The organism is Achromobacter pestifer (assembly GCF_902859625.1).
GTDB classification, from domain to species: Bacteria; Pseudomonadota; Gammaproteobacteria; order Burkholderiales; family Burkholderiaceae_B; genus Achromobacter; species Achromobacter pestifer.
Window position 1 is genome coordinate 177,978 of sequence record NZ_CADIJX010000003.1, and the last position, 17,406, is coordinate 195,383.

Sequence of the window (17,406 nt, forward strand, 5' to 3'; positions counted from 1 at the left end):
CTACAGGGCGGGCTGCCGGGCGACTGCGCGCCATGCAAAGGCAATACTCAGCAGCAGGCCGGCGGACAGCATCAGCAAGCCCATGGCGCCGTGCCGCAGCGCCCAGGCGGCCGGTGGCGCCTGGTAGTGGAATTCAGGCACACGCGCCCAGAGCTCGGGACGGGCCTGATACGAAAAATGCGCATGACCCTGCGTATCGGCGTGCTGCACCAGGTCCTGGCTGACGATGTCCTGGATCACGCGGCGCTGCTGTTCGGCGGCGACGGTGAAGTTCCGATGGTGCGCGAAATCCGTGCCGGCCATGGCCGCGGAGAATGCGCGGATCGCCAGCATCGGCATCAACCAACCCACACTTTCCTGCACGGTTTGCTGCCTTTCCCAGGTGTCCCACAGGCCGCCAAAATGGCGGTCGTAGACGAGGTAGCTGGACTGGTCATCCAGCTTCAGGGCCAGGCCCCATTTGTTCAGCGGTACGTCGCGGCTCCAACGCTCCGTGGTGCCGAAGGCTTGCATCCACACGCGATCGGACGTGGCTTTCAGGTCGGCGTTCAGGGCCTGATTGAATTCCAGCCGCGTCGGGCTGGGGTACAGCGCGCGCGATAGCTCGGCCATCACGCGCGGCGCGACGACGGTATTGGCGATCCAGACCGCCAGCAAAAGCGTGATGGCGATGCGCGACGATCGTGCCGCCGCTGAAACGCCCAGCGTGATGAAGATGAATGCCGCCAGGTACAGCGCATAGCCTGCGGCCAGTCCGGCGAAACGCCACAGCGCGTCGGCTCGGCCACCCGCCGTCCATACCACTGCCACGGCGATCAGCGCCGCGGGCGCCAGTAGCAGGCCCAGGCTCATGCCCAATGCCGCAGCCTTGCCCCACAACAGGCGCCAAGGGGCAACACCCAGGCTCAAGGTCTGGCGCAGGATGCCTTGCTCGCGTTCGCCCGAAAAGGCGTTGAATCCCAGCACGATCACCAGCAGCGGCCCTAGCGCCTGCAAGATCCAGGCGGCCGACAGGTCGCCAAAGCGCTGAAGCCCCGTGGCGTCCTGCGCGGGACGGAATTTCACCTCACTCTGCCGGTGGGCTTGCAGCCATACGGTGCTGCCGATATAGGGGTTGATGCCCGGGTCCAGCAACGACAGCGCGGCTTCGGGCTTGAAGACGTGCATGCCCTGATGCGCTGCGTCGTGCGGATGCCGGGCGCCTTGCCGCAGCCAGTCGCGGTAGTCCGAATTCTGCGCGGCGGCTTGTTCCGCGCGCGCGTCTTGTTGATGCGCATATCCCACCGCCAGCGCGGTCAACAGCAGCAGGGCGACGATGCCGCCCGCCCAGTACAGCCGGCCGTCACGCAGGCGCTCACGCAGATCCTTGATCGCGATCAGCAGGATCATGCTTCGGCCCTCATGTGGTCCAGGTACAAGGCTTGCAGGTCGGTGTCGGCGATCTGCCGGCTGTCCAGGCTGTCGACCAGGCGGCCACGCTTCATGATGCCCACGCGGGTGGCGGTCTGCCGTGCGTGGAACAGATCATGCGTGGTCGCCAGGATGGCAACGCCGGCCTCGCTGGCGCGCTGTAGCAGCCGGGTGAACTCGGCTGCCGCCGACGGGTCGAGTCCAGAGGTGGGCTCATCCAGCAGCAGGGCGCGCGCGTTCTTGGCCAGCGCCACGGCAATCCAGACCTTTTGGCGCATGCCCTTGGAGTACGCCGCCACGCGCTTGTCCGCGGCGGCGGCGTCCAGCCCGACTTCGTCCAGCAATGCCATCAGGCGTTCGCGCGGGGGCGCTTCGCCCAAGGCCAGCGCGGCGAAATAACGCAAGTTCTCAAGCCCGGTCAACGTGCCGTAGAGATTCACCTGTTCGGGGATGTACGCCACATGCTGCTTGGTGGCCAGCGGTTCGCGCACCACATCCATGCCGTGAATCAGCGCCTGCCCGCCGTCGGGCTGGATGAAGTTCAGGAACAGATTGATGGTGGTGGTCTTGCCGGCGCCGTTCGCGCCCAGCAGGCAATAGATTTCGCCGGGTTCGATGCGCAGATCCAGCGGGTGCAGCGCAATGTGGTCGCCGTAGCGTTTGGTCAGGCCGATGGCTTCAAGCACTGCGGGTCCTTCGTCGTTTGATTCAATCAATTATTGTTATGTTATATCATAACTAATTGAAACGACAAATCCCGTTGAATGAAGGGTGGCTTCAGCTCGCTGCCGTTTGTTGGCCGCCAAGGAAAATGGGCGCCTGCAAAGGCGCCCACGTCATTCAACGCTTCAAGCTCGGCACGGATCAGGCGTCGATGCGTTCCACCTTGCCCACCAGCAGGATGTACGACAGCGCGCCCAGCAAGGCCAGCGACGATACGTACACAATCGCCGGCGCGAAGCTGTCCTTGGACACCAGGAGGCCGATCACGATCGGCGTGCAGATCGACGACAGGTTGCCGACGAAGTTGAAGACACCGCCCGTCAGGCCCAAGAGGCGCACGGGAGCCAGTGTCGACACCAGCGACCACGTGATCGATGCCAATCCATTGCCGAAGAAGGCCACCGCCAGGAAGAAGATGATCCAGGGCGTGGAATCAGTGAAGTTGGCGCCGATCATTGACGTCGAGATCAAGAGGCCCAGGATGATGGGCAGCTTGCGCGCCAGGCCCACGGTGGCGCCGCGGCGGATCAGGAAGTCGGACAGCACGCCTGAGCACAACACGCCCACGAAGGCCGCCAGGAACGGTACCGACGCCAGGAATCCGGACTTGATGAAGTCCATGCCACGGTACTTCACCAGGTAGGTCGGGAACCACGTCAAGAAGAACCACAGCGTGGACGTCAGGCAGAACTGGCCCAGGTACACGCCCCAGAGTTTGCGCTTGGACATGACCAGGCCCAGGTCATTCCAGTTGAAGGGCGCCTTCTTTTCCTTGACGCTGCGGTCCAGGTCGACCACGCCGCCGCCTTGCTGGATCAGTTCAATTTCCGCGGCGTTGGCACCCTTGAACTGGCGCGGTTCGCGGTAGATCAGATACCAGAGCACGCCCCAGACAACACCCAGCAGGCCGGTGCTGACAAACACCATGTGCCAGCCGTAGTGATGCTGCAACCAGGCCAGGACGGGCGTCAGGAACGCCAGGCCGACGAATTGTCCCGACGTGTAGAAGCCGATGGCGGTGGCGCGTTCCTTTTCCGGGAACCAGGTGGTGACGACGCGGTTGTTGATGGGATAGGCGGGGGCTTCCAGTGCGCCGACGGCCAGGCGCAGCACGAACAGAATGACGAAGCTGCCGGCGAAACCCATGAAGAAGGTCGCGGCGGACCAGAGGATCAGCGCCGCGGCGTACAGCACGCGGGGGGACACGCGGTCCACCAGCCAGCCGCCGGGAATCTGCATGGCGGCATAGGTCCAGCCGAAGGCGGACAGGATCAGGCCTTCATGCCATGTGTCCAGGCCGAACTCGTCCTTGAGCGCGGGCGCGGCGATGGACAGATTGCTGCGGTCCAGGTAGTTGATGACGACGGTGATGAACAGCATCACCATGATGATGTACCGGCTGCGCGTGGGGCGCTGGGCGCTTTGCAGGCCGGCGTGAGTGGTGGTCGACAAGGGCGTCTCCTCGTTGTTTTATTGGCTTACCACTCGGCGAAACTGCCGTCGGCATGGCGCCAGATCGGATTGCGCCAGCGGTGGCCCACGGCGGCGCGCTCCTTCACGTATTCCTCGTTGACCTCGATGCCCAGGCCGGGACCTTGCGGAATCGCGACCATGCCGTCTTCATAGGCGAACACCTCGCGGTTGCTGACGTAGTCCAGCAAGTCGTTGGCGGCGTTGTAGTGAATGCCCAGGCTTTGCTCCTGGATGAAGGCGTTGTAGCAACCGGCGTCGATCTGCAAGCAGGTGGCCAGCGCAATGGGGCCTAGCGGGCAATGCAGCGCCAGCGCCACGTCATAGGCTTCGGCCATGGCGGCGATCTTGCGGGTTTCGGTGATGCCGCCCGCGTGGGAGGGGTCTGGCTGGATGATGTCCACATAGCCTTCGGACAGCACGCGCTTGAAGTCCCAGCGGGAAAACAGGCGTTCGCCCAGCGCGATGGGGGTGGACGTCAGCGGCGCCAGTTCCTTCAGCGCTTCGTAGTGTTCGCTCAGCACGGGCTCTTCGATGAACATCAGCTTGAACGGGTCCAGCTCTTTCATCAGCACCTTGGCCATGGGCTTGTGGACGCGGCCGTGGAAGTCCACGCCAATGCCAACGTTCGGGCCCACGGCGTCGCGCACGGCGGCCACGTTCTCCAGGCACTTCTCTACCTTGTCGAACGAATCGATGTATTGCAGTTCTTCGGTGCCGTTCATCTTCACGGCGGTGAAGCCGCGGTCAACGGCGCTCTTGGCGGCGGCGGCGGTGTCGGCGGGGCGGTCGCCGCCAATCCACGAATACACGCGGATGCGGTCGCGCACGTTGCCGCCCAACAGTTGCGACACCGGCACGCCCAGGTGTTTGCCCTTGATGTCCCACAGCGCCTGGTCGATGCCGGCCAGCGCGCTCATGTGGATGGCGCCGCCCCGGTAGAAGCCGCCCCGATACAGCACGGTCCAGTGGTCTTCGATGTTGCGCGGGTCTTTGCCGATCAGGTAATCGGACAGTTCTTCAACGGCGGCGGCGACCGAATGGGCGCGGCCTTCGACGACGGGTTCGCCCCAGCCGACGATGCCTTCGTCCGTTTCGATTTTCAGGAAGCACCACCGGGGCGGCACGATGTAGGTAGTGAGCTTGGTGATCTTCATGCTTGGGTCTCCTGGGCGGAATAGGCACGTTGCCAGGCGGCGACGAATGCGCGCGCGTTCTGGCCGACTTCGGTGGCCGACAGGCCGGGTTTGTACAAGGCGGAGCCCAGGCCGAAGCCGCTGGCGCCCGCCTGGGCATAAATGGAAATGTTGTCGGGCGTGATGCCGCCCACGGGCACCAGCGCGATGGGCGGGCGCATCACGGCACGCCAGGCCTTCAGCACGACGGGGCCCAATTGTTCGGCCGGGAACATCTTCAGCACGTCAGCGCCGGCAGCCAGTGCCGCAAAGGCCTCGGTGGGCGTGGCCACGCCCGGGCAGGACGCCATGCCCAGCTTCTTGGCGGCGCGAATCACGGCGGCGTCGCTGTGCGGCATGACGATCAGTTCGCCGCCCGCGTCCTGGATGCGAACGCAGTCATCGGGCTTCAGGACGGTCCCGGCGCCGATCAGGCAATCGGTGGGCAGCGCGGCGCGCAGGGCGCGGATGCTGTCCAGGGGGTCGGGCGAATTTAGCGGCACTTCGATCAGGCGGAAGCCTGCGTCGTAGAGCGCGTGGCCGATGGCTTCCGCTTCGGCGGGCTGGATGCCGCGCAGGATGGCGATCAGGCCGCAGTGGGCCATGGCGGATTGCAGACCAGGGTGGTTCATGTGGGGTTCCTAGACGGATGCCGAAGAGGGGGAAGCTGCCGTGACCAAGCCGGCGCAGAGGGCCAGGTGCCACAGGCCGCGTTCGGTGGCGTTCTGGGCTTGTTCGGGCGAGCCCAAGCCGTAATGCTTCATGGCCAGGATGTAGCGCTGGCATAGCGCCGGGTCGCCGCAGAGCACGATGCGAGGCAGTTCGCCCTGCTGGCGCAGCATGTCGGCCAAGGCGGCGACTTCGTGGCCGATCAGCAGGCCCGACAGATAGTCGGCTTGCGACCCCGGCGCCAGTTCGCCGGTCAAGCCCAGCGCGCGCGTGCTGAAGATGGTGGATAGCACGCCGGCGCGGCCAGCGGGGGCGCCAGCCACCTTCACGCCGCGCTCGAACGCGGCCATGTCGGCGGCGGGCGCCTCGCTCATGGTGCGGCCCAGGATGGTGTGGCCGCGCAGCGCGGCGTAGACCTCGCCGGTCATGAACGTGTCGAAATGCGTGACGCGGCCACGGCGGGCATTGACCCATTTGGAGTGCGTGCCGGGCAAACCGATCAACACGTTATCGGCCGGGTGCGAATCAGCGCGGTTCTGGTCGAACATGACGCCGAAGACTTGCGTCTCTTCGCCGCGCATCACGTTGGGCAAGCCATGGCGCTGGATCAGCCCGGGCACGATATGCAGCGGCGTCGCGTCGCCGCGTTCGACCTTCGTCAGCAGCGTGCCAATGCGCTCCAGGTCGACAGGCACGTCCAGGTAGGCGGCTTCCTTCCAGCCTTGGGCGCTACCGACCATGCCGCAGGCGATCACGGGCAGCGACGGCTCGGCGCGCAGCCAGTCGCCGCAAGCCTGCTCGAACGCCAGGTCAAAGCCGGACAGCGCCGTACTGGCCGCGCCGTCCTGCAAGGGTTGCGGCAGACGCATGATGCCCCAGGGCAGGTGGCGCGTGTCCAGGGTCTGCCCCGTGGCATCCAGGCGGTAGGCGCGCAACGATGAGGTGCCCCAATCCAGCGCGATAAGCGCCGCGCGGGCGGGCGATCCGGTAGTCATCTGATCTGTCTCGTCTTTGTCCGCCATGCTGGCTTCCGGAATCGCGCAGAGGCATGGCGCGAAGTGGCAGGGCACGGCGGAACTCGTTGTTGGTCGCTTGCCCGTCGCCAGAACGCGAAGGGCGTGCGTTTGCGAAAAATTCTAGATCAGCGCTTAAAAAATCTCAAAATATAGAATTAAATCCCACATATAGGGAATATAATGCAGCGGTAATTCACCTATGTCGCCTGGAACCCGGCTCGGCTTTCCGGGTCGGATATCTGCCCCGGGTATGTTTGCGCCCGTCTTTGCCGTGTAGGCCTGTTTCATGACCCCCATCGTCTCTTCCGCTCCTTCCCCCTCCCTGGACCCTGACGGCGCAGCACCCGCCGGCACGCAGACGCTGATGCGCGGCCTGGCCGTCGTGCAAGCGGTGGCCGATGGCGCGCGCGACCTGAAAGAGATCTGCGCCCGCATCGGCGTGGCGCGCAGCACGACGCATCGCCTGGCCAGTTGCCTGGTGCAAGAGCGCTACCTGCGCGCCTTGCCGGGCGTGGGCTATGTGCTGGGGCCAAAGCTGATCGAACTGGGGTTCCAGGCGCGCGAAGCGTTTCCGATGGCGACCTTGGCGCGGCCGTACCTGGACGGCCTGGCCGAGCTGACGGGCGACACGATCCATCTGGCGGTGCGGGACAACAACGACGTGCTGTACCTGGAAAAGATCCCCGGCAAGAAGGGGCTGGAAATGCGCTCCCGGGTGGGCCACCGCATGCCGCTGGCCGCCACGGGCGTGGGCAAGGCGCTGTTGCTGGACACGGAAGAGCCGCAATGGAAGGCGTTGCACCGCATCGGCACGCCCGTGTCGTCGCGCGCGCCCGGCGGGCAGCAGACCTGGGAGGCTTTCCGCGACCGCATGCGTGACTATGCCGCGAAAGGCTATGCGTTCGACCTGGAAGACAACGAGCCCTCGATCCGCTGTGTGGCCGCGCCGGTGCGCGATGCGTCCAGCGGCATCGTGGCCGCGATCAGCGTGTCCAGCACGGTGCCGTACATGTCGCTTGCGCGCATGCACGAAATGGTTGCGGTCGTGCAGGGCGCGGCGGCCAGCATTTCCGCCGAGATGGGCTGGAAAGTAGACCGGGGTTGAAGGGCGGCTAGCGCGCCGCAGCCAGGGGCGGCAAGGGCAGCAATTGCGGCGCAATGCCGGCAATGACGGTTTCCAGCTGCGCCACCAGCGCCTGGGCGGCGGGCGACAACGACCGGTCGCGCCGATGCAGCAGCCCGATGTACCGGCGGGCCGAGGCATCGCCCAGGGGCGTGCAACCCAGGCCGGTCAAATTCAGTTCGGGCAAGGCCAGGCGCGGCAGCACGCTGACGCCCAACCCCTGGCGCACCATGCCGGCGGCGGTGCCCATGTTCGTGACGTCGTAACGCAGCGCCGTGGCAGGGGCGCCGACTTCGTCCCGCACCGCGCGATCAAATTGCTGGCGCGCATTGGAGCCCTGCGACAACAGAATCAGGTCATACCGGAGCACGTCGCGCCAATGCAGCGTGCGGCGTTGCTTGCCCAACGGGTGGCCCGCCGGATAGATCGCGCAGAAGCAATCCTCGGTCAAGGGCGTGAATGACAGATCGGATACCGGTTCAGCCAACGCACCCACGGCGAATTCGATCTGGTTGGTGCGCAGCAAGGCGACCAGTTCATCGTTGTGTGCTTCAACCACCCGCACCTTCAAGGCGGGGTGCGCTTTGCGCAGTGCGCCGACGGCGGCGGGCAGCAGCGTCAGCGCCGTGGAAGGCAAGGCGCCCAGCGCGACATTTCCCCGGCGCATCGCGGCCAGATCGGCCAACCCCCGGTAGGCCTCTTCCAGATCGGCGATGGGGCGCTGCACGCGAGCAAAGAAATCCTGCCCCGCGGAAGTCAGGCTGATGCTGCGCGTGGTGCGCTCGAACAGGCGCAAGCCCAGCACGTCTTCCAAGTCCTGGATCAACGCGGTGAACGACGGTTGCGTCACGCCCAGCTGATTGGCGGCGTGCGTGAATGAGCCGCTGTCGACCGCCAGCAGGAAAGCCTTGAGCGGCCGGTATTTGATATTCATAGCCATAAGCTAAGAATAGGTGAGAAATATCGATTTGTGTCTAAGAATCGTGCAGACCATGATGGCGTCTACCGATGAACTCCCCGGATTCGCAGACGCTATGGACGCAATCACCCCCAAGCCATTCAGACTCGGCGACAGCTGGCGTCGCCATCAAGACGGCGACGCCGTCATTACCTCCATCAACCCGGCCGACGGTAGTATCGCGGGCGTTGTCACGCGCGCCCTGCCGCAAGATGTGGATACCGCCGTCGCCATCGCCCAGCACGCCTTTCAGCAGCAACCGTGGCGCAAGCTGCGCCCGGATCAGCGCGCGGCCACCTTGTATGAGATCGGGCGCCGATTGCTGGCCGAGCGTGAAGCGTTGGCGCGCTTGCAAATGCAAGACAGTGGCAAGCCCTGGAAGGAATGCCTGAACATGGTGGACAGCGCGGCGGGGCATTTCCGCTACTACGCCGCCGTGTGTGAAACCTGGCAGAACGAAATGACCTCGCCGCGCGGCGAGTACTTTTCGATGGCGCTGGCCGAACCCTTCGGCGTGGTCGCGGCCATCACGCCCTGGAACTCACCCATCATGAACGAGGCCCAGAAGGCCGCGCCCGCCTTGGCCGCCGGCAATGCCGTGCTGATCAAGCCTTCCGAAGAGACGCCCCAGCTGGCGCTGGAACTCGCCCGCATCTGCGCGGAAGCCGGCTTGCCCGAAGGCTTGCTGATCGTGTTGCCCGGCCATGGCGAAGACGTGGGCGCGGCGCTGGTCAAGCACCCCGGCGTGCGCATGGTGTCGTTTACCGGTGGAACGGAAACCGGGCGAGCCATTGGCGGCATCGCCGGCCAGCGCTTGATTCCAGTGGGATTGGAACTGGGCGGCAAGTCGCCTCACATCGTTTTTGACGACGCGGATCTGGATCGTGCCGTGGCGGGCGTGATCTCAGGCATCTTCGGCTCGGCGGGGCAGAGCTGTGTCGCGGGATCCCGGCTGTTCGTCCAGAAATCCATCTACAAGCGCTTCATGGAAACGCTGGTGGAACGCACTCGGCAGCTACGTGTCGGCCTGCCTGACGACCCCGCCACGCAGATGGGGCCGCTGGTGTCCCGCGCCCATCGCGACAAGGTTGCGGGCTATGTGGATATCGGCCGCTCGGAAGGGGGCCGCGTGCTCGTGGGCGGCGCGGCGCCATCGCAGCCCGACCTGGCCCGTGGCTGGTTCTATCTGCCCACGGTGATCGACGGCCTGGGCAATCAGGCGCGCGTCTGCCAGGAAGAAATTTTCGGGCCCGTGCTGGTGGCGTTGCCGTTTGATGACGAAGACGACGTGATCAGCCAGGCCAACGATACGGCCTTCGGTCTGGCCGCCGGCATGTGGACGGGGGACTACGCCCGCGCCTGGCGGGTCGCGCGCGAGATCGAGGCCGGCTCCATCTGGATCAACACCTACAAGCAATCGCACATCGCGACGCCGTTTGGCGGCTTCAAGGCCAGCGGCATCGGACGCGAAAAAGGCCTGCACGGCTTGCGCCTCTACAGCCAGGTCAAGAGCCTGTACTGGGGCATGCACGACAAACCCATGGGACTGTGAACAACATGACGACCAACAAGAAAAGCGCGGCGCTGCCGCTTGCCGAATCCCGCATCCTGATCGCTGGCGCGGCCAGCCTGGTGGGCTCGCACACCGCCGACGCCCTGCTGGCGGCTGGCGTGCGGGAAGTGATCCTGCTGGACAACTTCGCCTTTGGCACACCCGATGCCATCGCCCATTTGCAAGGCAATCCGCGCGTGAAAGTCGTGCGGGGAGACCTGATGCGCCTGCCGGATCTGCTGGCGGCCACCGAAGGCGTGGATGGCGTGCTGCATCTGGCGGCCTACATGACGCTGGGTTTTTCCCAAACTCCCTGGCAGGCGGTCGATGTGAACATCCGCGGTGCGCAGAACATGCTGGAGGCCTGCCGCGCGAACAAGGTGAAGAAGATCGTCTTTGCCTCGTCCAATGCGGTCTATGGCTATGGCAGCGGCATCGCGGGCGCTTTGGTCGAAAACGGTCCCTTCCATTCCGTGGGGGCGCCGCCCGCCGCGATCCTGTATGGCGCGTCCAAGATCATGGGCGAACAGCTTTGCCGCCAGTACTACCAGCAGGCGGGGCTGGATTACGTGGTGTTGCGCTATTCCACCGTGTATGGAGAACGCCAGCACTACCGCGCGGCCAACTCGCTCTACATCATGGAAACCTATGACCGGGTGCGCAAGGGCGAACGGCCCGTGCTGCCGGGCGACGGCACGGACACCAAGCATTTCGTGCATGTCTCGGACGTGGCTCGCGCCAATGTGGCGGCATTCCAGAGCGCGGCGACGGATGTGGCCGTGAATGTGTCGGGCCCCGCGCCCATCACCACCGGTGAATTGGTGCGCCTGGTGCTGGACTACTGCAAGAGCGACCTGCAACCCGAGATCAAGCCAGACCCGCCGGGCACGGTGCGGCTGACCTCGGGCGGCGCGTTCCATATTCCACATGATCTGGCCGGACAGCACATCGGCTGGCAACCCAAGGTAGGCATGGCGGAAGGGGTAGCCCGTCTGCTGGCCTGGCGCGAGGCGCAAGCCGCTTGAGCCATCACACTTAAAAAAATAGATAACGAGGAGACAACCATGTTCTTGATACCCAAGGCGGCTGCGTGTGCTGTGCTGACCATGACCGGCTTGTGCGCCGCAATGCCGGCGTGGGCCTGGCCCGATCATCCGATCGAATTGATCGTTGGGTTCGCGCCTGGCGGCGGCACGGACCTGACCGCGCGTTCCCTGGCGGTATTCCTGGAAAAGGAGCTGGGAACGACGGTGGTGGTGCAAAACAAGCCGGGCGCATCAAGCGCAATCGCCTTGTCGTATGTGGCGCGCGCCAAGCCCGATGGCTACACGCTGGCCATGACCAACATGCCCGGGCTGGTGTCGCTGCCCATTGAACGCAAGGCGGGTTTTACCCCGGACGACTTCACCTACCTGGCCAATCTGGTGCGGGACCCCAGCGCGTTCAGCGTCGCCAGCAATAGCCCCTATCAGACCTTGGACGCCTTGATCGCCGCCGCGAAGGAAAAGCCCGGCACGATCAGCTACGGGTCCACGGGGGTTGGCACGGACGATCATCTGGCGCTGGTGCTGTTCCAGTCGCTTACCGGCACCCGCTTGAACCACGTCCCCTACAACGGCGCCGGGCCATTGCGCAGCGCCGTGCTGGGCGGGCATACCGTCATCGGCGGCTTGAACCTGGGCGAAGTCATGCCCTATCACGGCAAGAACATGCGGGTGTTGGCGCAGGCCAGCGACAAGCGGTCTGCGCTGGGCCCCGATGTGCCTACCTTCAAGGAGCTGGGCGTGGATCTGGTGTTTGCGTCGGAGCGTGGGATCGTCGCACCGAAGGGCCTGCCGCCCGAGGTGGCCGACACGTTGCGCAAGGCGCTGGGCAAGGTTGCCGCGAATCCGGATTTTCAAACCCAGATGAAGCAGCAATTCACTGAAATGGACTATGTCGACGGGCCGCAATGGCAAGCGCGGCTGAAGGGCGATGATGCGCGCCTGCGGCAGATCTGGGCGCGCACGCCGTGGGTCGAATAGACGGATAGATCGACCGCCTGGCAAGGACGGGGCAAGCGGCGGGCGCCGCATGTCCTGTCCATGCGTTTGATCGCAGGCGGCTTATTCCAGCGGCAAGGTCAGCACACCCTGCGGGGCGGGGCGCATCATCACGCGGCGATACCAGGCGGACAGCGCCGGCGTGTCGGGCCGTTCGATCGGCAGCGCCAGCCAGCGATGCGCCGAGCTGACCAGTGCGATGTCGCCAATCGTCAGATGGCGCCCGGCGATGAACTCGCGGCCTTGCAAGGCCTGGTCCAGAATCAACGCACGCGCGTTGGAGCGCTTGATGGAGTTCTCGATCGCGGCTTTGTCGCGCTTGTCTTCCGGCGTGCGGATCAGGCCCAGGAACGCCGGACCCATCGCGCCTTGCCATTCCGTCGTTTGCCAATCCATCCAGCGGTCGGCGTCCGCGCGCATGCACGTGTCTTCGGGCCACAAGGTCCCCACGCCGTAACGCGCGGCCAGGTAACGGACGATGGCGTTGGATTCCCACAGTACGAAGCCGCCGTCATCGATGACCGGCACCGTGCGGTTGGGATTCAGCTTGGCGAATTCAGGCGTGTCGACCACGCCGAACGGGCCGCCTGCCTGGGTAAAGGTGTGCGGTAGAGCTAGCTCGCGCACGGCCAGCATCACTTTCTGTACGTTGACGGAAGTCAGGCGTCCCCAGATCTTCAGCATATCCAGTCCTTGAGTAGTGTCAGACGGGCGGCAATTGCCGCCGCGAAAAGCCGCTGTCGCGCGAAAAGCGCGTCCAGTTGAAAGCGGGCCCGGGGTCGGTCTTGCGGCCCGGGGCGATATGTTCGTGGCCCCAGGCCGCAGCCAGGGGGTAGCGCGTGCGCAGCACCGGCGTCAACTTGCGCAAGGCCAGGTATTGCTCGTCGGCGTAGGGCAGCGTGTCGGTGCCTTCCAGTTCAATGCCGATGGAGAAATCGTTGCAGCGTTCGCGTGTGCCAAAGCGGGACACGCCCGCGTGCCAGGCGCGTTGGTCGGTGGAGACGAACTGGATGATGCGCCCGTCGCGGCGGATGAAGAAGTGGGCCGATACACGCAAGCCGCGCAGGCGTTCCAGCCAGGGGTGCGAGGAGTAGTCCAGGGTATTGAGGAATAGTCCGGCAACCTCGGGGCCGCCGAACTGGCCGGGCGGCAGGCTGATGTTGTGCAGCACCAAGAGCGAGACCTGCGCGCCAGCGGGGCGCGCGTCGCGGTTGGGCGAGGGCAGGAGGGTGATGCCGGGGGCTGGCGCCAGCCAGCCATGTCGATCCAGAAGCAGAGCCATGGGAGAGAACATGCGTGGTGAATCCAACAGGCATTATGCCGTGGTCGCCGCCGCCTCCCAAATCTGGAGTGGGGGCTTACTTTTTGCCTAACGCAGCGTGTTCGGTGCTGCACCAGGTCAGGCCGTTTTGCAGCACGGCTTCAGAGCGCGGCAGGTGGATGCCGCAATGCGCACAGCGCACCATGGACTCGGGCGCGGCCGGCTTGGGCGCGGCCGGGGGGGGATTGCGGCGGGCGGGCTTTTGCTCGTCAGCCTGCCTTGCCGCCGCCATGCGCGCGGCGATGCGGGCCACGAACAGCACCGCGATGATCAGAACCACCCAAAACAGCAACTTGCCCACGTCAGCCTCGATGCAAAATCATTTCAAGCACGAACCGGCTACCGGTGTAAGCCAGAATCAGGAAACCAAAGCCCGTCAACGTCCAGCGCAGGGCCACGCGGCCGCGCCAGCCCCACACGTGGCGGCCCACCAGCAGCACGCCGAATGTCAGCCAGGACAGCAGGGTGAAGACGGTCTTGTGGTCAAACGGCAGAATCTTGCCGGTCAGTTTCATGGATGCCACCGAGCCCGAGCCCACGGCCAGGGTCAGCACCACGAAACCGATCCAGATAATACGGAACAGCAGCTGTTCCTGCACCAGCAGGGGCGGCTGGGAGTCCAGCACGCGGCCGATGATGCTGCGTTCAGTGGGTGCGTCCAGGGGGCGGTGCAGATGGCGGTCCAGCAGGGCCATCATCATGGCGTGCAGGGCGGCGATGGTGATCAGGCCATAGGCGGCCAGGGCGATCAGCAGGTGGACGCGCAGCCAGGCGTCGTCGGCATGGGGCACGAACTGTCCCTGTGGGAACACGGCGGCCAGGGCGCTGGCGATGGCGGCGGCCGGCAACAGCAGCAATTGCAGGCCGTCAATGCGCACCAACAGGCTTTCCAGCCAGAACACCACCATGCCCAGCCAGATGGCCGCTGACAGGGCAAGTGCCCACCCAATGAACAGATGCTGGGCGCCCAGCATCGCTTGTTGCAGGCCGATTCCATGGAGAACCAGGGCCCCCAGCAGGCACAGACGGGCGATTTTGCCCGTCTTTTCCACTTCCCCGGCGCCGGCCAGTCGGATCCAAAGTGACCCCCCTAGCACTGCGTACGCCAAGGCAGCCGCTGTGTGAAATACAATGCCTAGTGACATAGAAACCGTTGTCTGGATGGGGCCTTGGGGTGCATGTCACCCGAAAGCGCAGAATCCGCGCCTGCGGCCACCGTTCAATCAACTAGTTTAAGCGGAAACGCCTCTCATGCTCGATAACCTAACTACACGCCTGTCGCGCGTCGTCAAGACGCTGCGCGGCGAAGCCCGCCTGACCGAGGCCAACACCCAGGAGATGCTGCGCGAAGTGCGCATGGCCCTGCTGGAGGCCGACGTGGCGCTGCCCGTCGTCCGCGAATTCGTTACCCGTGTGAAGGACAAGGCGCTGGGCGAAGAAGTCGCCGGCAGCCTCAGCCCGGGCCAGGCCCTGGTGGGCGTCGTCCACAAGGAACTGACCGCCTTGATGGGCGGCGACCTGGGCGCCGACGCCAATGAACTGTCGCTGGCCGTGCAGCCGCCCGCCGTCATCCTGATGGCCGGCCTGCAAGGCGCCGGCAAAACCACCACTACCGGCAAGCTGGCCCGCTGGCTGTCCGAAGGCCAGCACACGCAGCACGGCCGCAAGACCGGCAAGAAGAAAGTGCTGGTGGTGTCCGCCGACGTCTACCGTCCGGCCGCTATCGACCAGTTGAAGAGCGTCGCGGCACAGGTCGGCGTGGATTTCCTGCCGTCCGACCCCAGCCAGAAGCCTGAAGACATCGCGCGCGGCGCGGTGGACCATGCGCGCCGCCATCACTACGACGTGCTGATCCTGGACACGGCGGGCCGTCTGGGCATCGACGAAGCCATGATGCGCGAAATCCGCGCGCTGCATGACTTGGTCAAACCGGTTGAAACGCTGTTCGTCGTGGACGCCATGCAGGGCCAGGACGCGGTCAACACCGCGCGCGCCTTTGCCGATGCGCTGCCCCTGACCGGCGTGGTGCTGACCAAGCTGGACGGCGACGCCCGAGGCGGCGCGGCCCTGTCGGTGCGCCATGTCACGGGCAAGCCGCTGAAGTTTGTCGGCGTGTCGGAAAAGCTGGACGGCCTGGAGCCTTTCTATCCCGACCGCATGGCGCAGCGCGTGCTGGGCATGGGCGATATCGTTTCGCTCGTTGAACAGGCGCAAAAGAACATCGACATCGCCGAAGCCCAGAAGTTGGCGGCGAAGATCAAGTCGGGCAACAAGTTCGACCTGAACGATTTCCGCGACCAGCTCGGCCAGGTGAAGAAATTGGGCGACATGGGTTCGCTGCTTGAAAAACTGCCGGCTCAGTTCCAGCAGGCCGCAGGCCAGCTGCAAGGCGGCCAGGCTGAAAAGCAGCTGCGTCGCACGGAAGGCATCCTGAACTCCATGACGGCCGCCGAACGCGCCAAGCCGGAACTGATCAAGGCCTCGCGCAAGCGCCGCATCGCCACGGGCTCTGGCGTACCGGTGCAAGAGGTCAATCGCCTGCTGGCCCAGTTTGAACAGATGCAGGGCATGATGAAGCAGATGAAGAAGGGCGGCATGGCGAAGATGATGCGCGCCATGGGCGGCATGAAGGGCCTTGGCCGCTTCGGCATGAAGTAAACGCCAGGAGGGGCGCACGCAGCGTGCGCTTCCTGCCCCGGCAGTACACAAAAAAATGGCCAGACGTTGCGTCTGGCCAAGCAATCGCGGCAGGCAGGGGGCGCCTCGCCGCGACACAAGCCGGAAAACGCATGTGTGTTCTCCGGGTTGTTGGATTGCGTCGCGGCTTACGCCAGGGGCGGAATGCGTAGCACCTGGCCCGGGTAGATCTTGTCGGGGCTGGTCAGCATCGGCTTGTTGGCTTCGAAGATCAGCGTGTTCTTGCCACCCTGGCCCTTGCCGTACTGTGCTTCGGCGATCTTCCACAGGTTGTCGCCCTTTTGCACCGTGTACATCTTGGCTTCGGGCGTGGCCTGTTTCACTTTCAACTGATTGTCCACCGCGGCCACGCCGACGGTGTTGCCCAGCGCCAGGGAGATCTTCTCGGCCGCTTCGGTGCTCAGGGCTTCTCCCGCCACCGTGACCTTGTCGCCGTCCACCGTGATTTGCAGGCCGTCCGCGTTCAGGCCGTGCTTATCCAGCTCTTTCTTCAATTCGTCCGCCGTCGCGGCCTTGGCCTCGCTGGCGCCGAAGAGCTTTTCTCCAACGTCCTTGATGAAATTGAGCAGACCCATAGTGTTTCCTTTATCTATGTTGCGGTGAGAAAACGAGAAGTGCCTTCAGGGCGCGCGGCCCACAAGCATCTTGCGCACGATCCCGACGATCAAGGTAAGCACGGCGCCACCGACGCCGCCGCCCACCACGTCACCGGCGATTGCTGAAAGATCCAGCCCGGTATTGCCTGCTGTTGCCGCTGCTCCCGCGCCGGCGGTGATCATGGGCGCCAGCCACGATCCGCCTGCCAAGCCTCCTATGGCGCCCGCGATGGTGTTGCCAAGCGGGCCCAGGTTGAACTGCTGGAGCATTTTCCCCAGTCCATTGCCGCCGGCTGCGCCAGCGACAAGCTGGATGAGAAGATTGATGATGACCGCGGTGTTCATGATGCCTCCTTGCCCCGTGGGGCGATGTGCAACGCTAGAACAACAACACGACAACGTAACAACACCAGCAGCAACGATTATGACTCGCGGAATTGCCGCCAGACGAGGGGTTAACGTGTAACAGGTTGCTAGCCTGATGGCAGACTACGCAAGAATGCTCGTCAGTTTGCAGGGAGCGTAGGGCGGTAAGTGCAAACCCCCTCGGACGCATGGTGCCATGCATCAAAACCTGACAAAAACGCATAAGCAAAGGGCCGCTAATGTAGCGGCCCTTTGCTTGTGCTGGAGTGTTTGCGGCGCAATGAATGC

The 17,406-nt window shown here is 64.7% G+C and carries 18 protein-coding genes; 5 read left to right on the forward strand and 13 right to left on the reverse strand.

The annotated features are described in order from the left end of the window. From HV753_RS12505 to HV753_RS12530, 6 genes are all read right to left on the reverse strand, one after another. Entirely contained in the window at positions 1 to 1,389 is a 1,389-nt protein-coding gene (locus HV753_RS12505; RefSeq protein WP_175174815.1) for an ABC transporter permease subunit, read from the reverse strand. Beyond that, the gene (locus tag HV753_RS12510; RefSeq protein ID WP_175174816.1) at positions 1,386 to 2,096 is read right to left on the reverse strand and encodes an ABC transporter ATP-binding protein; all 711 of its coding nucleotides are present in this window, start codon (positions 2,094 to 2,096) and stop codon (positions 1,386 to 1,388) included. The genes HV753_RS12505 and HV753_RS12510 overlap by 4 nt, the downstream gene beginning before the upstream one ends. Before the next feature lie 178 nt (positions 2,097 to 2,274). Then, entirely contained in the window at positions 2,275 to 3,585 is a 1,311-nt protein-coding gene (locus HV753_RS12515; RefSeq protein ID WP_175174817.1) for an MFS transporter, read from the reverse strand. Between the two features lie 26 nt (positions 3,586 to 3,611). After that, on the reverse strand, positions 3,612 to 4,760 hold the full coding sequence (gene dgoD / locus HV753_RS12520) for a galactonate dehydratase (RefSeq protein ID WP_105557095.1): 1,149 nt from the start codon (positions 4,758 to 4,760) through the stop codon (positions 3,612 to 3,614). Further along, a complete protein-coding gene (locus HV753_RS12525) occupies positions 4,757 to 5,410 on the reverse strand; it encodes a 2-dehydro-3-deoxy-6-phosphogalactonate aldolase (RefSeq protein WP_175174818.1) in 654 nt (217 codons plus the stop codon). Before HV753_RS12525 ends, dgoD begins: the two co-directional genes overlap by 4 nt. A gap of 9 nt (positions 5,411 to 5,419) precedes the next feature. Then, positions 5,420 to 6,442 carry a 2-dehydro-3-deoxygalactonokinase gene (locus HV753_RS12530; RefSeq protein ID WP_175174819.1) on the reverse strand — a complete coding sequence of 341 codons (1,023 nt, stop codon included), beginning with the start codon at positions 6,440 to 6,442 and terminating at the stop codon, positions 5,420 to 5,422. 307 nt (positions 6,443 to 6,749) lie between these two features. On the opposite strand from HV753_RS12530, the gene HV753_RS12535 reads away from it, so the two are divergent. After that, positions 6,750 to 7,568, forward strand: coding sequence for an IclR family transcriptional regulator (locus HV753_RS12535; protein ID WP_175174820.1), 819 nt, complete (start codon positions 6,750 to 6,752; stop codon positions 7,566 to 7,568). 7 nt (positions 7,569 to 7,575) lie between these two features. Here the strand turns inward: HV753_RS12535 and HV753_RS12540 are convergent, their stop codons facing one another. Continuing rightward, entirely contained in the window at positions 7,576 to 8,520 is a 945-nt protein-coding gene (locus HV753_RS12540) for a LysR family transcriptional regulator (RefSeq protein ID WP_175174821.1), read from the reverse strand. 100 nt (positions 8,521 to 8,620) lie between these two features. Between HV753_RS12540 and HV753_RS12545 the strand changes: the two genes are divergently transcribed. The 3 genes from HV753_RS12545 to HV753_RS12555 are packed head-to-tail and all read left to right on the forward strand — an operon-like array spanning position 8,621 to position 12,120. Next, the gene (locus HV753_RS12545; RefSeq protein WP_175174822.1) at positions 8,621 to 10,096 is read left to right on the forward strand and encodes an aldehyde dehydrogenase; all 1,476 of its coding nucleotides are present in this window, start codon (positions 8,621 to 8,623) and stop codon (positions 10,094 to 10,096) included. A 5-nt stretch (positions 10,097 to 10,101) separates the two neighbouring features. Continuing rightward, positions 10,102 to 11,121, forward strand: a complete 1,020-nt coding sequence (locus tag HV753_RS12550; protein ID WP_175174823.1) for an NAD-dependent epimerase/dehydratase family protein — start codon at positions 10,102 to 10,104, stop codon at positions 11,119 to 11,121. Between the two features lie 39 nt (positions 11,122 to 11,160). Further along, positions 11,161 to 12,120 (forward strand): tripartite tricarboxylate transporter substrate binding protein, encoded by a 960-nt coding sequence (locus HV753_RS12555; RefSeq protein ID WP_175174824.1) that lies wholly within the window; start codon positions 11,161 to 11,163, stop codon positions 12,118 to 12,120. Between the two features lie 81 nt (positions 12,121 to 12,201). On the opposite strand, the gene HV753_RS12560 is transcribed toward HV753_RS12555, so the two are convergent. The 4 genes from HV753_RS12560 to HV753_RS12575 form a co-directional block, all read right to left on the reverse strand. Continuing rightward, entirely contained in the window at positions 12,202 to 12,822 is a 621-nt protein-coding gene (locus tag HV753_RS12560; RefSeq protein ID WP_175174825.1) for a glutathione S-transferase family protein, read from the reverse strand. 19 nt (positions 12,823 to 12,841) lie between these two features. Then, positions 12,842 to 13,420 (reverse strand): 1,6-anhydro-N-acetylmuramyl-L-alanine amidase AmpD, encoded by a 579-nt coding sequence (gene ampD, locus HV753_RS12565; protein ID WP_175175430.1) that lies wholly within the window; start codon positions 13,418 to 13,420, stop codon positions 12,842 to 12,844. A 76-nt stretch (positions 13,421 to 13,496) separates the two neighbouring features. Further along, positions 13,497 to 13,760: a PP0621 family protein gene (locus HV753_RS12570; RefSeq protein ID WP_175174826.1), complete on the reverse strand. Its 264-nt coding sequence runs from the start codon at positions 13,758 to 13,760 to the stop codon at positions 13,497 to 13,499. Between the two features lies 1 nt (position 13,761). Continuing rightward, a complete protein-coding gene (locus HV753_RS12575; RefSeq protein WP_175174827.1) occupies positions 13,762 to 14,604 on the reverse strand; it encodes a cytochrome C assembly family protein in 843 nt (280 codons plus the stop codon). Between the two features lie 106 nt (positions 14,605 to 14,710). On the opposite strand from HV753_RS12575, the gene ffh reads away from it, so the two are divergent. Beyond that, the gene (ffh, locus tag HV753_RS12580; protein ID WP_175174828.1) at positions 14,711 to 16,117 is read left to right on the forward strand and encodes a signal recognition particle protein; all 1,407 of its coding nucleotides are present in this window, start codon (positions 14,711 to 14,713) and stop codon (positions 16,115 to 16,117) included. 167 nt (positions 16,118 to 16,284) lie between these two features. On the opposite strand, the gene lysM is transcribed toward ffh, so the two are convergent. Further along, entirely contained in the window at positions 16,285 to 16,731 is a 447-nt protein-coding gene (gene lysM / locus HV753_RS12585) for a peptidoglycan-binding protein LysM (RefSeq protein WP_175174829.1), read from the reverse strand. A gap of 45 nt (positions 16,732 to 16,776) precedes the next feature. Beyond that, positions 16,777 to 17,097 (reverse strand): hypothetical protein, encoded by a 321-nt coding sequence (locus HV753_RS12590; RefSeq protein ID WP_175174830.1) that lies wholly within the window; start codon positions 17,095 to 17,097, stop codon positions 16,777 to 16,779. Positions 17,098 to 17,406 lie beyond the last annotated feature (309 nt).